This window comes from Pseudolactococcus insecticola (assembly GCF_011170065.1).
GTDB classification, from domain to species: domain Bacteria; phylum Bacillota; class Bacilli; order Lactobacillales; family Streptococcaceae; genus Pseudolactococcus; species Pseudolactococcus insecticola.
Map to the genome: position 1 here is coordinate 41,602 of NZ_BLLH01000006.1, position 18,754 is coordinate 60,355.

The 18,754-nt window shown below is 37.1% G+C and carries 20 protein-coding genes; all 20 read right to left on the reverse strand.

Going from position 1 to position 18,754, the window contains the following annotated elements; genetic code table 11:
• Positions 1 to 10: 10 nt before the first annotated feature.
• Complete coding sequence (locus tag Hs20B_RS06235; protein ID WP_172356680.1) at positions 11 to 2,503, reverse strand: ATP-binding protein; 2,493 nt, start codon at positions 2,501 to 2,503, stop codon at positions 11 to 13.
• An 18-nt stretch (positions 2,504 to 2,521) separates the two neighbouring features.
• Complete coding sequence (locus tag Hs20B_RS06240; protein WP_172356682.1) at positions 2,522 to 2,932, reverse strand: conjugal transfer protein; 411 nt, start codon at positions 2,930 to 2,932, stop codon at positions 2,522 to 2,524.
• Positions 2,933 to 2,954: 22 nt separating this feature from the next.
• Entirely contained in the window at positions 2,955 to 3,179 is a 225-nt protein-coding gene (locus tag Hs20B_RS06245; RefSeq protein WP_172356684.1) for a hypothetical protein, read from the reverse strand.
• Between the two features lie 22 nt (positions 3,180 to 3,201).
• On the reverse strand, positions 3,202 to 4,494 hold the full coding sequence (locus Hs20B_RS06250) for a translation initiation factor IF-2 N-terminal domain-containing protein (RefSeq protein ID WP_172356686.1): 1,293 nt from the start codon (positions 4,492 to 4,494) through the stop codon (positions 3,202 to 3,204).
• On the reverse strand, positions 4,495 to 4,959 hold the full coding sequence (locus Hs20B_RS06255) for a hypothetical protein (RefSeq protein ID WP_172356688.1): 465 nt from the start codon (positions 4,957 to 4,959) through the stop codon (positions 4,495 to 4,497). It lies immediately after the preceding gene.
• Positions 4,960 to 4,993: 34 nt separating this feature from the next.
• The gene (locus tag Hs20B_RS06260; RefSeq protein ID WP_172356690.1) at positions 4,994 to 5,305 is read right to left on the reverse strand and encodes a hypothetical protein; all 312 of its coding nucleotides are present in this window, start codon (positions 5,303 to 5,305) and stop codon (positions 4,994 to 4,996) included.
• Positions 5,306 to 5,312: 7 nt separating this feature from the next.
• On the reverse strand, positions 5,313 to 6,659 hold the full coding sequence (locus tag Hs20B_RS06265) for an LPXTG cell wall anchor domain-containing protein (protein WP_172356691.1): 1,347 nt from the start codon (positions 6,657 to 6,659) through the stop codon (positions 5,313 to 5,315).
• 92 nt (positions 6,660 to 6,751) lie between these two features.
• Complete coding sequence (locus Hs20B_RS06270) at positions 6,752 to 12,280, reverse strand: GbpC/Spa domain-containing protein (protein ID WP_172356835.1); 5,529 nt, start codon at positions 12,278 to 12,280, stop codon at positions 6,752 to 6,754.
• 158 nt (positions 12,281 to 12,438) lie between these two features.
• Complete coding sequence (locus Hs20B_RS09645; protein WP_191088436.1) at positions 12,439 to 13,356, reverse strand: hypothetical protein; 918 nt, start codon at positions 13,354 to 13,356, stop codon at positions 12,439 to 12,441.
• A 174-nt stretch (positions 13,357 to 13,530) separates the two neighbouring features.
• Positions 13,531 to 13,695, reverse strand: a complete 165-nt coding sequence (locus tag Hs20B_RS06280) for a hypothetical protein (protein ID WP_172356693.1) — start codon at positions 13,693 to 13,695, stop codon at positions 13,531 to 13,533.
• 13 nt (positions 13,696 to 13,708) lie between these two features.
• Positions 13,709 to 14,350 (reverse strand): hypothetical protein, encoded by a 642-nt coding sequence (locus Hs20B_RS06285; protein ID WP_172356695.1) that lies wholly within the window; start codon positions 14,348 to 14,350, stop codon positions 13,709 to 13,711.
• Between the two features lie 24 nt (positions 14,351 to 14,374).
• The gene (locus Hs20B_RS06290) at positions 14,375 to 14,617 is read right to left on the reverse strand and encodes a hypothetical protein (protein WP_172356697.1); all 243 of its coding nucleotides are present in this window, start codon (positions 14,615 to 14,617) and stop codon (positions 14,375 to 14,377) included.
• On the reverse strand, positions 14,614 to 14,892 hold the full coding sequence (locus Hs20B_RS06295; RefSeq protein ID WP_172356699.1) for a hypothetical protein: 279 nt from the start codon (positions 14,890 to 14,892) through the stop codon (positions 14,614 to 14,616). Before Hs20B_RS06295 ends, Hs20B_RS06290 begins: the two co-directional genes overlap by 4 nt.
• The gene (locus Hs20B_RS06300) at positions 14,883 to 15,167 is read right to left on the reverse strand and encodes a hypothetical protein (protein WP_172356701.1); all 285 of its coding nucleotides are present in this window, start codon (positions 15,165 to 15,167) and stop codon (positions 14,883 to 14,885) included. Before Hs20B_RS06300 ends, Hs20B_RS06295 begins: the two co-directional genes overlap by 10 nt.
• A 44-nt stretch (positions 15,168 to 15,211) precedes the next feature.
• Positions 15,212 to 15,538: a hypothetical protein gene (locus Hs20B_RS06305; protein WP_172356703.1), complete on the reverse strand. Its 327-nt coding sequence runs from the start codon at positions 15,536 to 15,538 to the stop codon at positions 15,212 to 15,214.
• Positions 15,539 to 15,611: 73 nt separating this feature from the next.
• Positions 15,612 to 15,764, reverse strand: coding sequence for a hypothetical protein (locus Hs20B_RS06310; protein WP_172356705.1), 153 nt, complete (start codon positions 15,762 to 15,764; stop codon positions 15,612 to 15,614).
• A gap of 26 nt (positions 15,765 to 15,790) precedes the next feature.
• A complete protein-coding gene (locus tag Hs20B_RS06315; RefSeq protein WP_172356707.1) occupies positions 15,791 to 16,288 on the reverse strand; it encodes a hypothetical protein in 498 nt (165 codons plus the stop codon).
• Between the two features lie 26 nt (positions 16,289 to 16,314).
• The gene (locus Hs20B_RS06320; protein WP_172356709.1) at positions 16,315 to 16,812 is read right to left on the reverse strand and encodes a hypothetical protein; all 498 of its coding nucleotides are present in this window, start codon (positions 16,810 to 16,812) and stop codon (positions 16,315 to 16,317) included.
• Positions 16,813 to 16,836: 24 nt separating this feature from the next.
• A complete protein-coding gene (locus Hs20B_RS06325) occupies positions 16,837 to 17,169 on the reverse strand; it encodes a hypothetical protein (protein ID WP_172356711.1) in 333 nt (110 codons plus the stop codon).
• Complete coding sequence (locus Hs20B_RS06330; RefSeq protein ID WP_172356713.1) at positions 17,138 to 18,424, reverse strand: replication initiation factor domain-containing protein; 1,287 nt, start codon at positions 18,422 to 18,424, stop codon at positions 17,138 to 17,140. The genes Hs20B_RS06325 and Hs20B_RS06330 overlap by 32 nt, the downstream gene beginning before the upstream one ends.
• Positions 18,425 to 18,754: the final 330 nt, after the last annotated feature.

The window sequence follows — 18,754 nt, forward strand, 5'->3', positions numbered from 1 at the left end:
GACTCCTTTCTTAAACGTATTTATTTTCTGCGAGACTTGAAACAGTTGCTTTCATTGGTGAGAACAATTCTTCTAAATCGGGGAAAATATTGTGAACGCTGATAATGTTTGTATTACCATACACATCATACATCAGACATTGACCTGAAATCATATTATCTATCCAGTCCAAGTTTTCTTGATCAACTTCTAGTCCTACATGTTTCAAAATCATTTCTCGCTCTGATTTTTCATAAAATGCAAAAATTGTACCAAATCCAGTTGTATCGTCATCGCTTTTTGCATCATTTACAGACTGCGTAATCAAAGCAAGTGTATTATTTTGTGAACGACCAACACGGCGCATAGATTTAATTACTTTTTTACCTTCAGAACTTTGCATCAAAATCCACGCTTCATCAAACCATTCTAATGTTTGTTCGTCACGGTTTTGTTCGCCAAAACGTTTACAGAAACTTCCCAGCGCAAACATCAGCGCAATTGAATTACGTTCATGATCTGTGATCTTGTCAGCATTGTCTTTTGGCAATGACAAATCCGCAACTTCTAAAATTGTGATTCTTTCTGAATAATCAAGCCCTCGAGCTGTACCGTCTGAAAAGGCTAAGTCAAGAATTGTACCTTGAGACATTTCGTACAGATACTCACCAGCTTCACGAGCACGTTCGTCCTTGTGTGTGCGTAACTTATCAAGTACATGTTTGAAACCGACTTTTTTACCTGCAACTCTATCAGCAACAACTTCTTTGATTGCTTTAGAAATTACTGTTTTCTCAAAGTTAGTAAATTTATCTTCACCCAAAAAGTCCAAGATAGATTTTGCGACCTCAATTGAATCAAGTTCATCTAAAATAACGATTGGATCAAGCACACCGTGATTATCCTTATTTCTTGCGTCAAGCGTTACGAAGTTGAATTTTTCAATCTGAGCACAACGTTCTGGATATTTCTTACGATAAACTGGATCATTGATTTTCTTCATGTAATGACTGCGAATTTCACGTTTTGGATCCACGTACAACATTTTTACATCTTGCATTGCTGTTGAGAAAAACAGTAATTGTGCTAGATAAGATTTACCTTGTCCCGTAGCGCCTGTAATAATAATATGAGGGTTCTTTGTAATTTTACCTTCTACACCTTCTTTGTTACCGATTGTCGCATTGTACAAGACAAGATTTCTTGACCCGTAAATCGCATCGTTTATGTCATCCCATCTGCCAGCATAGTTATCAACTCTACCGATATAGTGACCGACTTTAGTTCCAGAGAACGTAGTAGTAAACAACATGCTTTCAGCAATTCCCTTTGGCGTGAATGTATGTACCCATTTTCTTGTGTCTGGATTCAAACTTTTACCATATAAGATATTTTGAAACAAATAAGGCTGATCCTGATTACCTTCTCCAAGCTCAATGCGCATATTTTGAAAATAACCCATAATGGCTTGTTTTCTCGCATTTAGCTGCTCTATGCTTGACGCCGTGACAATAAAAAAATGACCAACATCAAAGAATGATTCGTCATTACCTAGTTTTTTATATAAGTCATCAATTGATAATTTTCTAAGTAGAATATTATCATCTTGGACAGAGCCTTGACTGTGTGCTTCTTGAATAATATTGGTTAAGCGTACTCTGTTTCTTCCAGCTTGCGTTTTAATTTTATCATTGCCTTGAAACTCTGCCTTGATTCGATATTCAACAGGAAAGTTAAAACGTTGCGCCAATTCCGCAATATGATTAGCGTTAATAATAACGGGACTATTTGCGATAGGCAAGATTGACACATATGACTCACCATAAGGTGAAGTCAATTTTAGATAGCCGCTTTCAACGTCAATATTTGTATCAGTCACATTCAATATAGCCCTGCTTGCAATAACTTCATCTTTTTGGTGCGGAATGTTTCTCAAGAACTGGCTACGTTGTAAATAAAACAGTTCTTCGTCCTTAACACGTCTGCCCCTGATTGTTTGAAGTTTTTGATAAGCGTCTTGCTCACTTGTTTTATATTCTTCTTGCCAATCTTCTTTTTCTTCTAACTGATAGCCTAGTGCATTAAAAGCTTTTTCGGCTACTGTATCAACTCGATCTATCGCAAACGCCTTTATATCATCTATCAGTTGTGGTTTTTCTAGTTTAACGCCAATAACCCAAACATACTTATACGGAATTTCCATCTCATTTGTCAAGTAATCAACTGTGCGCCCTAAACTATTTAACCCAATTTCTTGGCTATCTTCAGCTAAGTCATTTGATAAGTCCCGCATCTTTTCAATTAAGAGATAGTCTTGCGGCACTAAGGCAATCTCAAAATTTTTATTCTGTTTCAATTTTGAGATGACCTGCATCACATTGATTTTTTGACGCTTCTTTTTTTCTTCATCAACCAATGTAATTGGTGTACTTGGTATCACATAATATGCAATGACTTCTTTTTCTTTTGTCAGAACCATATTATTGTGAACTTTAGCTATTGGATATTCTAAATTTAATGCCATCTTACCCCTTTCTTTATTTTATAACATTGTTTTTTCAAAAACAATTTTTTCTACTTTTTCAACCCGCCCTGTTTGATAGATTGATTTTTTGTTTAGCTTAAATTCAAACAAAAAACGAATATAATCAATCGCAAACACGTGCATCTTCTTTCCTTGAGGCTCGTACGTCACATAAAGTTTTGCCGCTCTAAGAGGTAAGTATATTGCTAATAACCAACTCAAACTGAGAGTAAAGTGTCCTAAGACAACCCAAACTTTAATAAATAAAAGCTCAATAATTGCGACCAAAGCAATTACCACAAAATATGATAACTGCATCGGTGTTTGAAAAGAAAAAATAACAGCGTGGGTTTTAGGATTTCTGAACTCTTGCATCCAATATGGTGCGTGTAAGCCCTTGGTGTAATCGTAAATGTATTCCTCGTCCATACTCTTTTCTCTCTTTCAGTTGTTAGCCTAGGTTAATTCCAAAGAATGCCAAGATTGCTTTAAAGAAGTTGTAAATGCCCGTGAAGCCTTTAGTCAATGACATAATGATAACGAAGAACAGCAGCACTGATCCTAGTTCCAACCATTTTTGATTTTTCCAAGACTTGATAGACAAGATAATTGCGACAGCTGTCAAAAGAATTGGCAATTGATTTGACATGAAATTTTGAAGATTGTTAAAATCCATTTTTATTTACCTTTTTCCTATATTACTTAAAGTAATGATACATTGCAGTTACAAAATAACTGTTTTCTTGTTTTGTCAGATCCAACGTATAATTTTCATCATGCGTCAAACCTTGTGCATCTTTATATGTCACCGTTGTTTCAACAGTATAGACATCATTTTTCTCTTGAATCGTTGTATTTTTCACTTGATCTACACTGAAACCATCACCCATCAATTCAGGCGTTTTCATGAGAATTTTCATCTCATCAGCTTTGTTTTCAGCGTACTTTGTGAAAAACATTTCAGTAAAATCGGTAATACTTTTCTTAGTATCGCCTGCTAAGCCATCTTGATTTACTTTTTGTTCAATCGCCTTAGTGCGACCAGCAACCAATTCATCTTCTACAAAATATGGATTTGCCATTACTGTAAAGACTGTTTTTCCTGATACTGGAATTGCCAAAACTTTTGAAAGACTTGTCGTTTTACTGTCAACCGTAGTTGTATAAAACACTCTGACTTTAGCAATTGTTATATCACCCTGATTTTCAGTATCAATCAGCTCGGAAGATACATAATCACGTTGTCCTGAGCTTGATTCTTGATTATAATTAAAACCTTCTGCAAAGCATGATTTCAAAAAATCTTGACGTTTTTGATTGGCATCAGAATCCGTTGAGTAGTTAATATAACCTTTTGTAAACTGATTAGCAAAATTAGCAAGCTTAACATCATCTAATTCAGATTGACCTGTATTTGGCAAAATATGATTTACCGACGCTTGTAGTTTTTCAATTTTCTGCTCATTTTGATCTGCTCTTGTTGCTGATGATACTACCCTAACTGTTCCAACTGCCAAAACGCCAAACATCAACATTATACCAGCAGTCAAAGCAGTGTCCGCAAATTTTCTTGAAACCGTACCGCTTTTTTTCAGTGCGGGTTCTTTAAGTTTTTTCTTTTTCTTGTATTTTTTTGGATTTAGTTTGCTTTTATTCAAAGTTTCACTAAGCTCTGCCTTTTTAGCACTTGTTTTTTTAGATGATTTTGGTTTTTTCTTTTTGACAGGTACTTCTTCCTCCTCATCAAATTCATCATCTTCATCAAATTCTAAATCAGGCTCCACAACTTTTTTAACTACTTTCTTTTTTGGCTTTGTCTTAGTTTTGGTTTTTTTAGGTTTGAAATACTGCTCAACCTGAGCCACCTCATCTTCATCTAAACCACTTGACGCCGTTTTTACTGAAAAACCCAATTCTTTTGCAACAGACAAAATCTCTTTGCTTTCTTTATCTAGCTCTCGGGCTACCTCGTATATTCGTTTTTTTGACAATTATTTTACTCCCTCATTATATTTTTTAAGCGCCGCTTGATAATCATCCATCAGCTTCTTGTTGTACGCATTTACTTCAGCATTGTACGCATCTATTTTCGATTGGTCAGTTGCATTTATATCCGAAGTTTCCTCTTGTTGACTAGACGATTCAGTTGTATTAACATCCGATTGTGCACCTTCTTCAACATTCAAATCACTAGAATCTGCTTCTTGTTGTTCCAATTTTGATTCTGGTTCTGGTTTTGGTTTCGATTCTGACGACTTTACCTCTACCTTTTGTTTTGGCGGTAATGATACCATTTTTTCTCGCTCCACTAACTGTTTCGTTACTGCTCTTTTGGTATCTATTTCTACAAATTTTACAGCCCCAACCTTTGTCATCAATCCACTATAAACAGCACAAAATACTAGTATACCAAGAAATAAATTCAGTTTGAACCGAAAAATCCGCTTCTCCGACATCTTCCCAACCACCTCCTCCTCCCGTAATAAAAGCTTAGCTGTCTAACCTTGCTTGATATAGGTATTCATAAATATATGAATCTGACACATCTTCAATTTTTGAATCCACAATTGCTTCATAAATACGTTTTGTTGCTTCATCAAGAACTTTTTTAGACATGAAATCAAAGCCATATTCTTCAATAAAATCATGCTGTCCAAGATCATCAAAAGCACTCTTGAACCCAAAGAAATCATATGTTTCACGTGCTACCGCCTTAATCAAAATATCTTTGTTTCTCTCAATTTTGAGTGCATACATCATCACCACTTCATTCAGATATGTTTTTCCATTAAACTTAATCACTTGCTACTCACGCCTTCCTTTTCTCAATAACATTTTTAATTGCTTTGCGCTTAATAAACGCAACTCCTGCAATAATCAATGCACCAATCACACCACCAAAGCGTAAAGCTTGTTCACCAGTTTGTGGCAAAAAGCTTGGTGCTGTCGGTGGAACAATTCCTTGAACAACTTTATCAAGAAGTGTTTCCGCTGGTTTACGTGCTTTAACTTTAACCGTATCTGATTTAATTTCTTTTTTATCACGTCCCTGCTCCTGATAGTCAGCTCCCGCAGTATTCGGAATAACGTAAAAAGCTCCTTTAAGATAATTATCTAATTCCTCATCACTTGCCGCATTAAAAGTTACATCATCAAGAAAAAGCGTATATGATTCATCTTTTTGGATTGTTAATGGCACAGTTTTTGCAGTTGCTGAAACAGTTGCTTGATCATCATTACCATCTGTTTGCATTGCTGGCGTTAGATCAGATTTCACATCGAACTTATCCGTTACCTTATCAGTCTTATCACCTTTTGTATCATACACATCTACTGCTTTAATAGCTTGAAGCCCCTCAACTGCATCCTTCATTGTGAAATTAGCAAATTTAGCAGTTCGATCTACTTTATACACAACTTTATAATCATAAGATTTTGACTTATCATCAAGAGTAGTGAATTTTTCCCATTTTTTATTTTTATCCGAAAAATCAAGATTATCTTTTGAAACAAATTTTTCAGCCGTTAATCCTACTGGGGCTTTTAGCGTGTGAACTTTTGCAGTATCTTCCGTTGTAATCGGATGATCAGGATCTTTAGGGTTTGTCACAATTTGTGAAACGCTATTTGTTAAAATTGTATCTGCTTTAATTGTTTGTTCTGCAACCGTTGTTACTCGCCAAATACCACGTGCGTTTGTTGTCGAGCCAACATAAAACCAATCCAATGGATTTTTAGGTATTGCCGTAATTTTACTCTGGTTAATCGAAATATCGAACTGATCCGTAACTTCTTTACCCTGTGTTCCATCGTTATTAGCTTTGAAAAACTCACTGGAATTATAATTATTAGGGTCAAAACGCAAACCAACTGGCAAGGTATCTGTTAGGCTGGTTAGCAAGCCCTTATTTCCTGGCGAAAATACAATATCAAACGTTACTGTGTCCCCTGGCAAAATAACGTCATCTTTTTTAAGCGCATTACCATTAACTTTAACAACATTTTGCCACACACCATCCCCCTTTGACTGACCGTTATCAGTAGCAGCAGTCTCTTGCTTAGCGTCATCCGCAAATGCAGTAAAGACACTTGTTAAAGGTGTTGCCAACGCAAACGAGACAGTCGCTAAAGACATTACTTTATTTAGTTTATTCAAACTGTTTTACCTCTTTTATTTTATTTTTATTTTTTTCACGGGCTTCTCACCCCGTTTATACGGTCGCATCTAGTCGTAGTTTAGTTTAATTGTCATTTAGACGTAGTGTCTGTTGTTGCCTTGGCTGTCGCAATAGCCGATTCGAGTTCATCAAGAGCTGTTTTCAATTTATCATAAGTCGTTGTTTCCAATGCCCCACTCTTATCAAAAAGTGCCATTACCGCATCTACTTTCGTTTGGACTGCAGGAACCGCAGGATAAGATTTCATCAATTCATTAGCACGAGCAATTTGTCCATCTAACGTTGAATTGTCCGTTTGGCTAGCATTACTTGATGCTTGTTCTGTTTTATCATCGGTTTGTTTATCGGATTCACTTTCTCCCGTGTCGTCCATAAGTCCCTTAGTACCATCATCAGCAGGATTATTCTCAACGTATTTATCTACGTCTGGATCGATTGCTGGTGGCAATACAGCAACCTCATTTGATTTAATTGTTGTTGTCCCTTTATCGCCGTCTTTTGGCGTTTTATCAGACCAAGTCAAATCAGCCGTATCTGGTACATAGATTGTGCCATCACTTTGAAGGTAGTTAATTTCTTCAGCAGCCGTTGCTCCTTTAAGTGTCGCATTGTCCACATACTCAGTGATCTTCAAGTCATCACCTTGTGCACGTGTGAATTGTGTTGGATCTTTAACTGTAAATATAATTTTGAGTGTTTCTTTTACACCATCTTTTTGGAACTTCTTAGCTTCATAATCAGTTGTTACGTCTTCGCCTTTGCTATTCAACACTTTGATAGAACCCGCGATCACTTTGCCGTCATTGTCTTTAAAAGTGATGTTTTTCAACGGTACGTACTTAACAGATTCCCAGTTTTCAGTCAATTGAATATCAGTATAATCTGCATGGTTTGAAAGGACATAGTCGATTTGTTCATCGAAGAAATCATCATGTGCCGCAAGATTATATTTGTCATCTGCCTTTTTACCGTCAGCTGTGAGTTCTGATTTATGAATGCTTGGTTCTGTATAAACAGGTGTTGTTTTTGTCTTATTAGTTTTATCTGTCCAAGACTTGTCATCAATTAGTTTACCAGTCGTATCTGCTTCATTTTCCACAACCATATCAGCTGGTTTCTTCGTTTGATCGTCGATATTTTCAAGAGTATCTACCACAATATGATACGTGTGATTATAGAAACTAGACTGCATATCATTCAAAAGAGTAGCCTTAGCCGTTGCTGTGATTGTATGACCTGTGACTTTAAGATCCAATCTATCTGTCGCATCTTTACCAGTCTCATCAACCAGTTTCACTGATAGAATATTAACTTCAGCAGGTACTTCATCGTGCATTACGAATGTTTGGTAACCAGCAGTTACGTCAGTTTTCGGAACTTCTTGAGCTACATCGAAAATAAGATGTTTGTCAGTAGTTGCTGTTTTGCCATCAAGACTATTTTTACCATCGGTCACTGTTTTTACAGGTTTTTCTGGTTTCTTAGGCGTTGGTGGTAAGACACCTACCTCGTTTGACTTGATTGTCTTAGTCCCTTTATCACCATCCTCAGGCGTTTTATCAGTCCATGTTAAGTTTGCCGTATCTGGTACATAAATCGTGCCATCACTTTGAAGATAGTTGTGTTCTTCAGAAACAGTTGCTCCTTTGAGTGTCGCATTGTCCACATACTCAGTAATCTTCAAGTCATCACCTTGTGCACGTGTGAATTGTGTTGGATCTTTGACCGTGAATACAATTTTAAGTGTTTCTTTCACGCCATCTTTTTGGAACTTCTTAGCTTCATAATCAGTTGTTACGTCTTCGCCTTTGCTATTTAACACTTTGATAGAGCCTGCAATGGCTTTTCCGTCATTGTCTTTAAAAGTGATGTTTTTAAGCGGTACGTACTTAACAGATTCCCAGTTTTCGGTCAATTGAATGTCAGTATAATCTGCATGGTTTGAGAGGACATAGTCGATTTGCTCATCGAAGAAATCATCATGTGCCGCAAGATTATATTTGTCATCTGCCTTTTTACCGTCAGCTGTGAGTTCTGATTTATGAATAGTTGAATCAGTATATTTTGGCGTAATTGGTACTTCATTTGACTTCTCTGGTGTATCTGGCGTTGTGCCATCTGGGTCTGGATCTGGAATATCAGATTCAGCAATATTGATAAATTTCATATCCTTATCAGCTTTTGATTGATCATCAATATTTGACAGTGTTGGAATCGTGATAGCGTACTTATTATTATAGAACGCATCTGATTTCACAAAAGCATCTTGGAATGTCGCTACAAGTTGTACGTGTGTCGCATCAATCGTTTTATAAGCAAACTTAATTTGACTGGTCGTAAGTTTCGTGCCCGATTTATCAGTAGCCGTTACTTTTGAAATATCAGGTAGACTAACTTTACTTGTATCAAAAGTATCAACAATAACCGCTTTTGTAATCAAGAAGTTTGAAATATCTGTATCAGGTGTTGCTGGTGCTGTAATAACTGCCTTAACTGCTTTTGCAGGAATTGTTTCTTTAGCTGTTTTTGCTGCAAATGTTGCTTTGGTGGCTTTTACGTCAAGTTTCAATTTATCATCTGGATCAGATAGTTCTTCTTCTTTTGATTTAACTGGTAGTGTTGCTTTTTCAGAAATATCAGGAATGGCAACTTTAGCAACTTTAGCAGCTAGAGTTGCTTTAGCATCAGCTTTGCTACTAGAAAGTGGATCTTTCGCATCTTTTGCAGGAATTTTTAATTTAGCAACAACTTTACCAGCTGAATCCGCAGATTCTTTATCATCGTAGTCAATTTTGGGTTTAACACCAGCGAAGACCCGTGGTTTTGCCATTGATACCAAATCGTCTGTACCGCCAGCATCGTCATATATTTCCCATTTAGCTTTATAATCCGCATAATCAATTTTATATTGTGCATAGTCTGCATTGTACGCAGAAACTACTGAATTATACTTAGCCACATAAGCCGCATAAGCTGTATTGTAGTCCGCAACTGCTTTATCATAAGCAGTACTATAAGCAGCATAAGCTTCTGTATAATCTCCAGCGTTATCTTTGAAATCTGCTGCATAAGCTGCATAAGCAGTGTTATAAGTATTCACAATCTTATCATAGTTATCGCTATAAGTTGCATACTTAGCCAGATAATCAGATACTGCTGTTTGGAATTTTGTTACATAAGCATCATAAGCTGTATTGTATTTACTTACAGCTGCATCATATTTTGTACTATAAGCGCTATAAGCACTGTTATAATCAGAAATATCACTTGTCATTGCGGTCTTGTACTTTGTATAAGCTGCATTATAAGCATTGACTACTTTATCAAAACCATCGCTATAATTATCATAAGCATCATCATAGTCATTAACTGCTTTCAAATAATCTGCAGCATATTGCTTATATGCTGCATCATATGCTGTTTTCTTAGCATCGTAATCTGAGCTGTAAGTGTTATAAACGGTATTGTAAGCACTCACAGTTGCGTCATACTGGTCTGAATATTTTTGATAAGCATCAAGATAGTCACTGACGACTTTATCATAAGCAGGGCTATAAGCCGCATAAGCTGTATTATAATCAGAAATCAACTTATCAACTGTTGCTTTCCAATCTTTAACCGCCTGCACGTATTTTGTGAAATCTGTATACTGAGTGGCTGTCCCGCCAATTTCTTGTGAGATAACCCAATTCCACTGTGTATCTGTCAAGGTTGTTTTACCATTGATAGACTTACCGTCACCGTCCAAAATGTCTTTCACTGGTGCTTTGTTATCACTCAACGGTTTGAATGTTGGTGGTACAGGAAGTTTTGGCACCTCTGGTGAATCTGGAATCTTGCCAAGTTTTGTATAAGATGGCAATGTTGGTGTTGCAGGTGCTTTCGGTAATGTTACCGTTGGTGCATTCGGCAATGTCAATTTAGGAACATTAGGCGTTGCGCCAAGTTTTGGTGCAACCTCTGTTCCAAGCGCTGGTGCCTTTGGCAACGGTGGTGCATCAGGTGAATCGGGAAGTGATAAATCTGGTGACAATGGCAATGTTCCAAGTTTAGGTGGCGTAGACCCATCAAGTGAAGGTGAATCTGGTAGATTCGGTCCTGCAGGTGGATTAACAACTTCACTAACTGTTGGTGGTGTAGGTGGATTAGGACTCGTCACAGTTGGAATGTTTGTATAGAGTTGATAATGCACCGTAACATCTTCAGGGAGATACGTAGGTGGAGTTGGTTTAAGTGGTTTACTCACAATACCACCAGCAGCCGTACGTGTATTGATTTGGAACCATTGAGCAAGTATCATGTTGTTATGTTCATTTTGCCAAGCCGTCAAACCAGGAACGCTAGTACGGAACGTTAAACCAACGTAATCTCCACTTGTGACTTGACCGCCGATAGCACCATAGTACATCCTTCCTGAAACACCATCCCACTGAGTCACATCCATGGCAGCGCCTTTAGAAACCCAGTCGTTATCGTTTTCAGAATAGGCATAATCTCCGTGGATTCCAACACTAGATCCAGCGATTGTTTTGAAAGTACCGTTGAAGTTATTCACTTTTTCAATCCCGTTAGTGATCGAGTTGTTATTTAGCGACGCAAAAGTAAAGACCGCAGGATCTGCACTACTAAATGATACTCGTTCGCCATCGTCTGTGTAAAAAGCGATATTTACATCAGTTGCGAGGTCATTTGTGCTACCGTTCGGATTTTGTGCCCCTTGCGTAATCCCGTCTGTCGGATCTTTGTGTAGTTGAAATACTGCGTGTCCATCAGGTGAAGGCGTGCTTCGCAAAATATATTGAAAGACTACTTTAGAAATTTTCTTTCCACCAAAATCTGAATTATCAAGACCTGTGTAAGTTACTGTGATAATTTGTCCAATAGACGTCTCTACTGCAACTCCGCCTGCTGCATTGAGCTGTGGCGTTGCGGAATAACTATTTGATGCATACTCCACATCATTAAGTGTATGACCGTTGAGCATACCGCTAGTGTTAGGATCGCCGTTTAAATCATTTCGTTGATACTGCAATTGAAAAGCCACCGCAGAAATGTAATTGCCGCCGCTCACGCTGATATTAGCATTGGGTTCGTTTTTAAAATTCAACATACTATTTAGAACCTCATTGAAATTCCCTGTCGTACCTGCTGCATCTTTTGCGGCTACCACTTGTGCATTATAAGTAGCAAGTTTTGCATTATAATCTGCCATCTTAGCATCATACGCCGCTTTTGTTGCAGCATTTTTCGATTTGATGTCATTGAGTTGTGCGATAGCCGCTTGTACATCTTTTGTTTGTGCTGCATAGTCAGCATTGATTTTGGCTTCATCACCAATTTGACTTGTGATTGTCGGATCTCTCACAACATTTACCCCAGCATTATCAGCTGCCGTTACCGCATTTGTTAATGCTGTTTTTGCGGATGCAACGTCATTTTGATCCGCATAAACAACTGCGTGATTGTTCATCAATGGTAAGATTGTAGATGACGCAATTTCGCTACCAACTAAAACGGCTAATGCCGATGACGCATAAAGCCAACGTTTGCCTGACTTCCACTGGCGAAAGTGTGTGTTTTTAATATTGTTTTTAAACATTTTTCTCCTTTGAGATTTTTTTATTTTGCTAGACCCTTTTAGACTGAGTCTATTTCCAAAGAAAAAAAGCAAACAAAAAAGCCACAATTTCTTATGGCAAATTTATCTGTATTTTTTTCTTCTTCGTTCTTGTGACGTTTTTTTTGCAACTATCCTTATTAGTAATTCAGCTTATTTTCCTTTTTGAACTCTGTCCAGCCACGGTTTGAGTAGACTGGATCTCCCAATTCTCTCCCGAGTTTATATGAATCAAGCGCTTCCTGTGGCGTTTTTCCGTCAATTGCTTGCCCATTAGGAATTTGTGGATCAACAATATAAAAAGATGTTCCCTCGAATTTCCATCCTTTTGAAACCAAGAGCTGTACTTCACCGTAATTTGCAGTATAATGATGTGCACCAGCTTTTTTCGCATTAGGATTATAAAGGCGATATACATTATCCTTTGCAGGCGCTTCAGTGTTTGAATACCAGCTAATCCCTTCATATCGCCATCCTAATTTTACCAGAGCGTCTTTTTCACCTTTATCAGATGTATAGTGATGATCCCCCGCATTGGGATTGTATACACGATATACTGGCGTTTTACTTTTGGAAACTAAAAGCCCAGAAGTACCCTCAAACTTCCAACCAACTTTGTACAAACTTTTAACTTCGTTTGCGTTTAATGTATAGAAATGTTCGCCAGAATTAGGATTATACATTCGATACAATGTTTGCCATGTATGATTATTATAAAAATCAAAACTACTATTCATTCTTTTTATTTGATTAACCATTGAATTTGGATTAGCTTCATCCGCAGCTTTTTCAGCCGCAGCTTCTGCTTTCACCGCCGCTATATACGTATCATACAATTTTGACTGAACATCGTATAGCTTCATGGCTGCATCATAGTTTGCAGCTGTTTTATTTTTCTCATAAACACTTTCAGCTTTTTCATATGCACTTGCTGCCGCTTGATACTTTGCGTCTGCATCCGTCACCGCAGACGCATGAGCTTTAGCGGTTCCTAAAGCTCCTCCCGCTAACAAGATTAGACCAACAGCTCCAACAGATAAAATTTTCCTAATTTTCATAAACAACACCCTCTTTTTCCTATCACTTTCGTGATTTTTCTATATATCTATTATACCATGGTTTTAACCTACTTATCAATATAAAAATATACTTTTTATGATAAAAACGCTAATAGAAGGAACGCAAATTTAACTACTGAAATTACATTCTAAAGATTCTGTAAACTCCCACCGTCAGTTAATAGCCAAAGCTTTTTGTTCTTTATCCTCAGCTGTTTTTGTGCTCCCATTATTCCGAATCACTGTCCGTTTGCTTGGTGATACTTCCAATATCCGTTTATCATCCGATACGATAATTTTGTTGGTTTCATTTACTTGAATTACTTCGTTTTTTAACATTTTTTCCTTCTATCTATTTAAGATTAGTTTTGGCATAATCTGTCAGATCTTTTCCTGCTTCATTTGCTTTAGTAATCAAGTCAATAATGTCTGGATAAGAATATTTACTATCATCTACGCCAGCATCTTTAAGCTTTTTTCTCGCTTCTTTAACAGACGATGTATTCTTTTGATTTTGTGCCGTTGTAGTTGCTGGTGAGTTCAAGAACTCACTGACTTCTTTTTGCTTAGCTTCAGCTTTAACTTGAGTTGCTTGTGCTTTTTTACTTTCCTTTTGTGTGATACTCTGATTGATGTTATGCGCCATTTGCTCTTTAGTTGAGCTAGTGAATGTAGTTGTATCTGCCACATCAGACGATACGCTAGACTTGTCAGCTTCTTTTACCTCTTTGCTTTTTGCCGTGCCGCTTTTTTCCTGACTATCTTCAGAAACTTTTTTAGAAGTTTCTTTTTCCGCTTCTAATTTAATAGTTCTGCCAGAAGAATCACTGGATGTAACTTTTGACACCTTATCAGCTTCGAGATGAGTAGGCTCTCTACTGTGAATAACAGTAACAATTACTATACTTGACAACAATACTAAATAGGCGCCACCAATGATCATTTTGCTTTTAATTCGCTTTCGCTTATGACTTTTATTTTGTTTACTTGACACACTTTAAACCTCTTTTTCTATTCTCTATCCCCCGACTACAATACCATACTTTTCAATCATACCTTCTCCAAAGCCATATGTCGCTACCGCACGACCTTGAAAAATCGACTCAATTGATACAATCGTAATCTCAACATCTGCTTTACTGAGCTTCATTCCTTTAAATCTGTAAGTTTGATAATCTTGAAATCTAATCAATATTTTTTTCATATCGTTATAAAGCTTGCGGAGTTGTTCTCCGTTACCATCTAATCTTACTGTATTCATTTCTTGTTTCTCTCCTCATAGTATTCTTTTGTTAATTCATGAACCTCAATGCCGTACTTATTGATTAAAGCTTCTGGAAACACAGTCCGTGCCATATAGCTGCCTTTAAGAAGATGTGGGATTCTATCAATAAGTTCTTCCACTTCTTCTCTACGCAATTTTATGCCTTTGAAAATGCAAACTTGTTTTCCGTAATTTCGATGATCACATTCTATCAAATCATTATAAAGCCTTTGGAGTGCATTCTCGTTTCCAAGTCCATCGACTATTTCCATTTTTCGTCTACCTCTTTCTGAAATTCTTTCGTATATTCACGAATTACAATGCCATATTGATCACATATGTACACTGGTATTGACGGTGACAATACATATTTAGCGCTAAGAAGATGTGAAATTTCATCAATAAGTTCTTCCACAGTCGTTCTACGAACTAACCAGTTTCTAAAAACACGATATTCATTATCATGATACGAATTGACAGATTCTACCAAATCGTTATGAAGCCTTTTGAGTGCTTCTTTGTTTTCGGCGCTGTCTATTACTTGCATATTTCTACTCCTTTAATTTACCCATTGTCTAGTTAGTCCAAAAATTATGCTTCTGGTGTTTCTTTGTAAGCTTCTGCCGCAAGCGCTTCAAGCACTGCTTGTGCGTCTGCCACATTTTTCTTGATAAAATTGAAATAAGAACTTGCTTTTACAAGATTACTAATCAACGAATTAACCGATTTTGACGCTTCTTCAAGAAGTGCCTTATCAACGCCAGCATTTTCAAATTGTAGTAATTCTTTGCCTTTGCCCTTGAGCTGACCTGCAGCTACTGTGTAATCATTAGTACCTGTGGCGATTGATGATGTTGTATCTACCAACAATTGCAATTCATTGACTTTTTGTGCTAATACTTCTTTTTCTGGATTCATTTTTGTTTTCCTGTTTTCTTTCTATTTTTAAGTGAGAAAGACTAACTAAACACCCCATACCCTTAACTTTTCGTTATGCTTCTAACATATCCAAAACATCTCTATATGCGTCAAGCAAACCGCTTAGATATTCAAAATCATAGGCGCTATCGTCCATTACTTCTAATTTATTGATTGACGCTGCAATTTCAGCGATTTTTTGTTTGATTGTTTCTTTAAATTCCACTAACTTCTCCCTGAAAATAAATTAAATTAAAAAAAGCTTAGGTCTCTTGCTCGTTCCAAAAGTTCTTCTTTGTATTCGGTTTCTGAATATGTCACAAAATTACCTTGATCATCAAACCCAATATATGGATCGTTCCAGCTTTTGATATTGCCTGATGCTACCTTTGTGGCTACATCCATAGCTGTCAGTCCCATGTCTTCAAAAAACTCGGTACTGAACTCGTAAATATCAGCATCCACGTCAAAATATTCAACTCTATAAATCTCTGCTAGATTATACATCAAATTTCCAACAAGATATTCTCCACGCCACAAACCAGATTCGTTGTCTATATCAAAAACACCAAGTTCTAGTTCTTCATGTTCGTTTGGATTATATTTTCCAAGATACTCTTCCATAACTTCGGAATATTTTTTTCTTGCAAGCTCTTCAGCTGTAAACCATCGCCCCTGCGAAAAATCAGAATGATAGAGGTCGATATAAAACTTATCATCCATGATCATTTCATACACGTTTACTTTCACTTCATTCTTCTCCTTTTTGCCCCAAATTAAAAAAGACCTAAGTCTTTTACTCGCTCCAAAGCTTCAGCTTCATATTCTGACTGAGTGTACGACTCAAAGTTACCAGCGCCTGTAAATCCAATATATTCATCGCCCCAACTCTTGATGTTTCCAAAAAATACCATCTGGGCGACTTCATACGCTGAAAATCCCATTTCATCGAAAAAATCTTGCGTAAATTCAAAAATTTCTAAATCAACATCATAATATTCAGTCGTGAAAATTTCTACTAGCTTATCAATCAATTCTGAAACATCATATTCTCCACGCCACAAACCAGATTCGTTATCTACATCAAAGACACCAAGTTCTAGTTCTTCGTATTCATCTGGATTATATTTTTCAAGATATTCTTCTTCGATTTCATACCAATCCTTGCTAGCAAGTTCTTCAACCGTGAACCATCGCCCTACCGCAAAGTTGTTTGGATAACTTCCGATAAAAAATTTATCATCCTTGATCATTTCATACACATTTACATTCATTTTGCTCCACTCTATCCTCTATTTTTAAATTTGCTTTTCGGATTCTTCAATTAACCAATTTATAAATCTTAGTCTATCTGTTTCATCTTTTATAATAAAAAAGTATTCCATTTCGTACTCGTGGCGTTCGTAAAACTCTGGCACATATCGATGCTCACACAGTGTATCAATTCGTCTGCGCACTTCAAGACCTGCATCACTTAGATAAAAGTCAATTCGTTTTTGGCGCTCCGCCATGCCTTTTTTACGTAATGTTTTTTGATGTTCCTTGATAGCTTCCTCAAAGTTTTTTCTTTCTCTGATTGCTTCCCAATCAACGGGTTCGTTAATTTCCTGCATAATCAAACGTTGCCCCATAACCAGTTGCTTCGAGCAGCTCTCTACCGTTTTTAGTCCGAACAGCTACATGAATAAAATCTTGTTGATCCTTGATTTGTTTTGACAATTCAATTTCTTGCATATCTTCATCAGTCAGTTCGTATTCGTCAATCTTTCTTTCAAGCCAATTATCACCTTTAAGCTCATCTTTTTCTTTTTGAATCCTGATCGTCCTAATTACTTGACGTTCTAGCCAAATTTTTGTTCGTTCTTCCGAGACATCTTTTGGCTGCGTCAAAAATTTGTATTTACGAAAACTTCCAAAAAGTCGCAACCATTCCAAATTGTAATCACCATCTTCGTCATGAACAGTAAACAAGCTTCCCATTACATCAATTGCAAGCTGCGTTACATCTGAATCACGATCTACGAAAGCGACAATAAACTGATTAGCTTTGTCATCAGACAAGCGCAACTCGTACCGATTTTTTAATCGTGTTTTTTCATGAATTTCATCAAGGCTGCCTTTTGTTTTTAGCTGCTGCTCTTTGTCTTTTTCGTAAGCACATAAATAGCAAGGAGACTCCCTCGCACCAATATAGACAGCCATGCCCTTAGAAACAATTTCACCACGATCCTTGTGAAAGCCTTCGTGAATTTCAAACGTTCTAGTTTTTGTCTGAATCAGATTGTTTTTTAGCTTCATACGCAGCGTTTCTAAATTGTAGTTATATTTTTCATTGTACAATTCGTCAAGCGCTATATCTATTCGAGTAACTTTAAAAAAATTATCAAAAATATCTTCGCCACTACCTGTAACGTGTGCTTGTGCATAAATCATTGCATCAATAAAAAAATCTTTCCACGTTCGTCCTTGTTCAAGTAGAATCGACTCAAATTCACGGCAGCCTTGACCAGATATTTCAAACATCGTCCCCATATCAATATCATCTTTGTGATAAAAGATTTTCATGTGTCCGTATTGTTGTCTAAGCGGATAATTGTACCCGCCTTTTTCTTCTTCGTGAAATTTATTCATGTCAATCTTCAAGACTTTTTCAATCACATCGTAATAGCGCAGTGTTTTAAAACGCAATCGTAACCAGTCAACACATGACACAACGTCTGACGTTCTGACACTTTCAAACACATTTTTTATCTTATGTTCGTCTTGCTCGCTCAAGTTTGATCTACCAGATTCGATTTTGGCTACGTACTGTTTTGTCTTGCCGATAGCTGTTGCTATATCCTTTTGCGTAAGATTCATGTTCTCACGATAAGTTATTAAATCCACGTTTTTCCCTTCATTTTAAGCCTATTTTTGTTCGAGCCTTGCTATCACTGGCTTTATCACTTGGTTGACTTTTTCGACATGCTGTCAAGCCTTGCTATCACTGACTATTTTTGACAGGTTGACCCCCTATACCCCCTATTAGTAGAGGGGGTATAGAGAATTTTCGGCAGTCTCCAAGCGCAAGCGCTTATTAGTCTAACGGCTTTCTTGGCTCTTTGCGCTTGACGGTCGGGCACTCTCCGGTTCTTAACGGCAACGAGACGCACGCTCTCCGATTCTTAACGGCAGTCGGGGCTATTCGCCGCTGGGGCGGCTCATCGACGCCCCTCA

Excerpts from the sequence above, each read along its gene's own strand:
- Hs20B_RS06270 (WP_172356835.1), bottom strand. The coding sequence starts at position 12,280 with ATGTTTAAAAACAATATTAAAAACACACACTTTCGCCAGTGGAAGTCA.
- Hs20B_RS06295 (WP_172356699.1), bottom strand. The coding sequence starts at position 14,892 with ATGGAAATAGTCGATGGACTTGGAAACGAGAATGCACTCCAAAGGCTT.
- Hs20B_RS06255 (WP_172356688.1), bottom strand. The coding sequence starts at position 4,959 with ATGTCGGAGAAGCGGATTTTTCGGTTCAAACTGAATTTATTTCTTGGT.
- Hs20B_RS06245 (WP_172356684.1), bottom strand. The coding sequence starts at position 3,179 with ATGGATTTTAACAATCTTCAAAATTTCATGTCAAATCAATTGCCAATT.
- Hs20B_RS06300 (WP_172356701.1), bottom strand. The coding sequence starts at position 15,167 with ATGCAAGTAATAGACAGCGCCGAAAACAAAGAAGCACTCAAAAGGCTT.
- Hs20B_RS06320 (WP_172356709.1), bottom strand. The coding sequence starts at position 16,812 with ATGAATGTAAATGTGTATGAAATGATCAAGGATGATAAATTTTTTATC.
- Hs20B_RS06305 (WP_172356703.1), bottom strand. The coding sequence starts at position 15,538 with ATGAATCCAGAAAAAGAAGTATTAGCACAAAAAGTCAATGAATTGCAA.
- Hs20B_RS06290 (WP_172356697.1), bottom strand. The coding sequence starts at position 14,617 with ATGAATACAGTAAGATTAGATGGTAACGGAGAACAACTCCGCAAGCTT.
- Hs20B_RS06280 (WP_172356693.1), bottom strand. The coding sequence starts at position 13,695 with ATGTTAAAAAACGAAGTAATTCAAGTAAATGAAACCAACAAAATTATC.
- Hs20B_RS09645 (WP_191088436.1), bottom strand. The coding sequence starts at position 13,356 with ATGAAAATTAGGAAAATTTTATCTGTTGGAGCTGTTGGTCTAATCTTG.
- Hs20B_RS06235 (WP_172356680.1), bottom strand. The coding sequence starts at position 2,503 with ATGGCATTAAATTTAGAATATCCAATAGCTAAAGTTCACAATAATATG.
- Hs20B_RS06240 (WP_172356682.1), bottom strand. The coding sequence starts at position 2,932 with ATGGACGAGGAATACATTTACGATTACACCAAGGGCTTACACGCACCA.
- Hs20B_RS06325 (WP_172356711.1), bottom strand. The coding sequence starts at position 17,169 with ATGGGGCAACGTTTGATTATGCAGGAAATTAACGAACCCGTTGATTGG.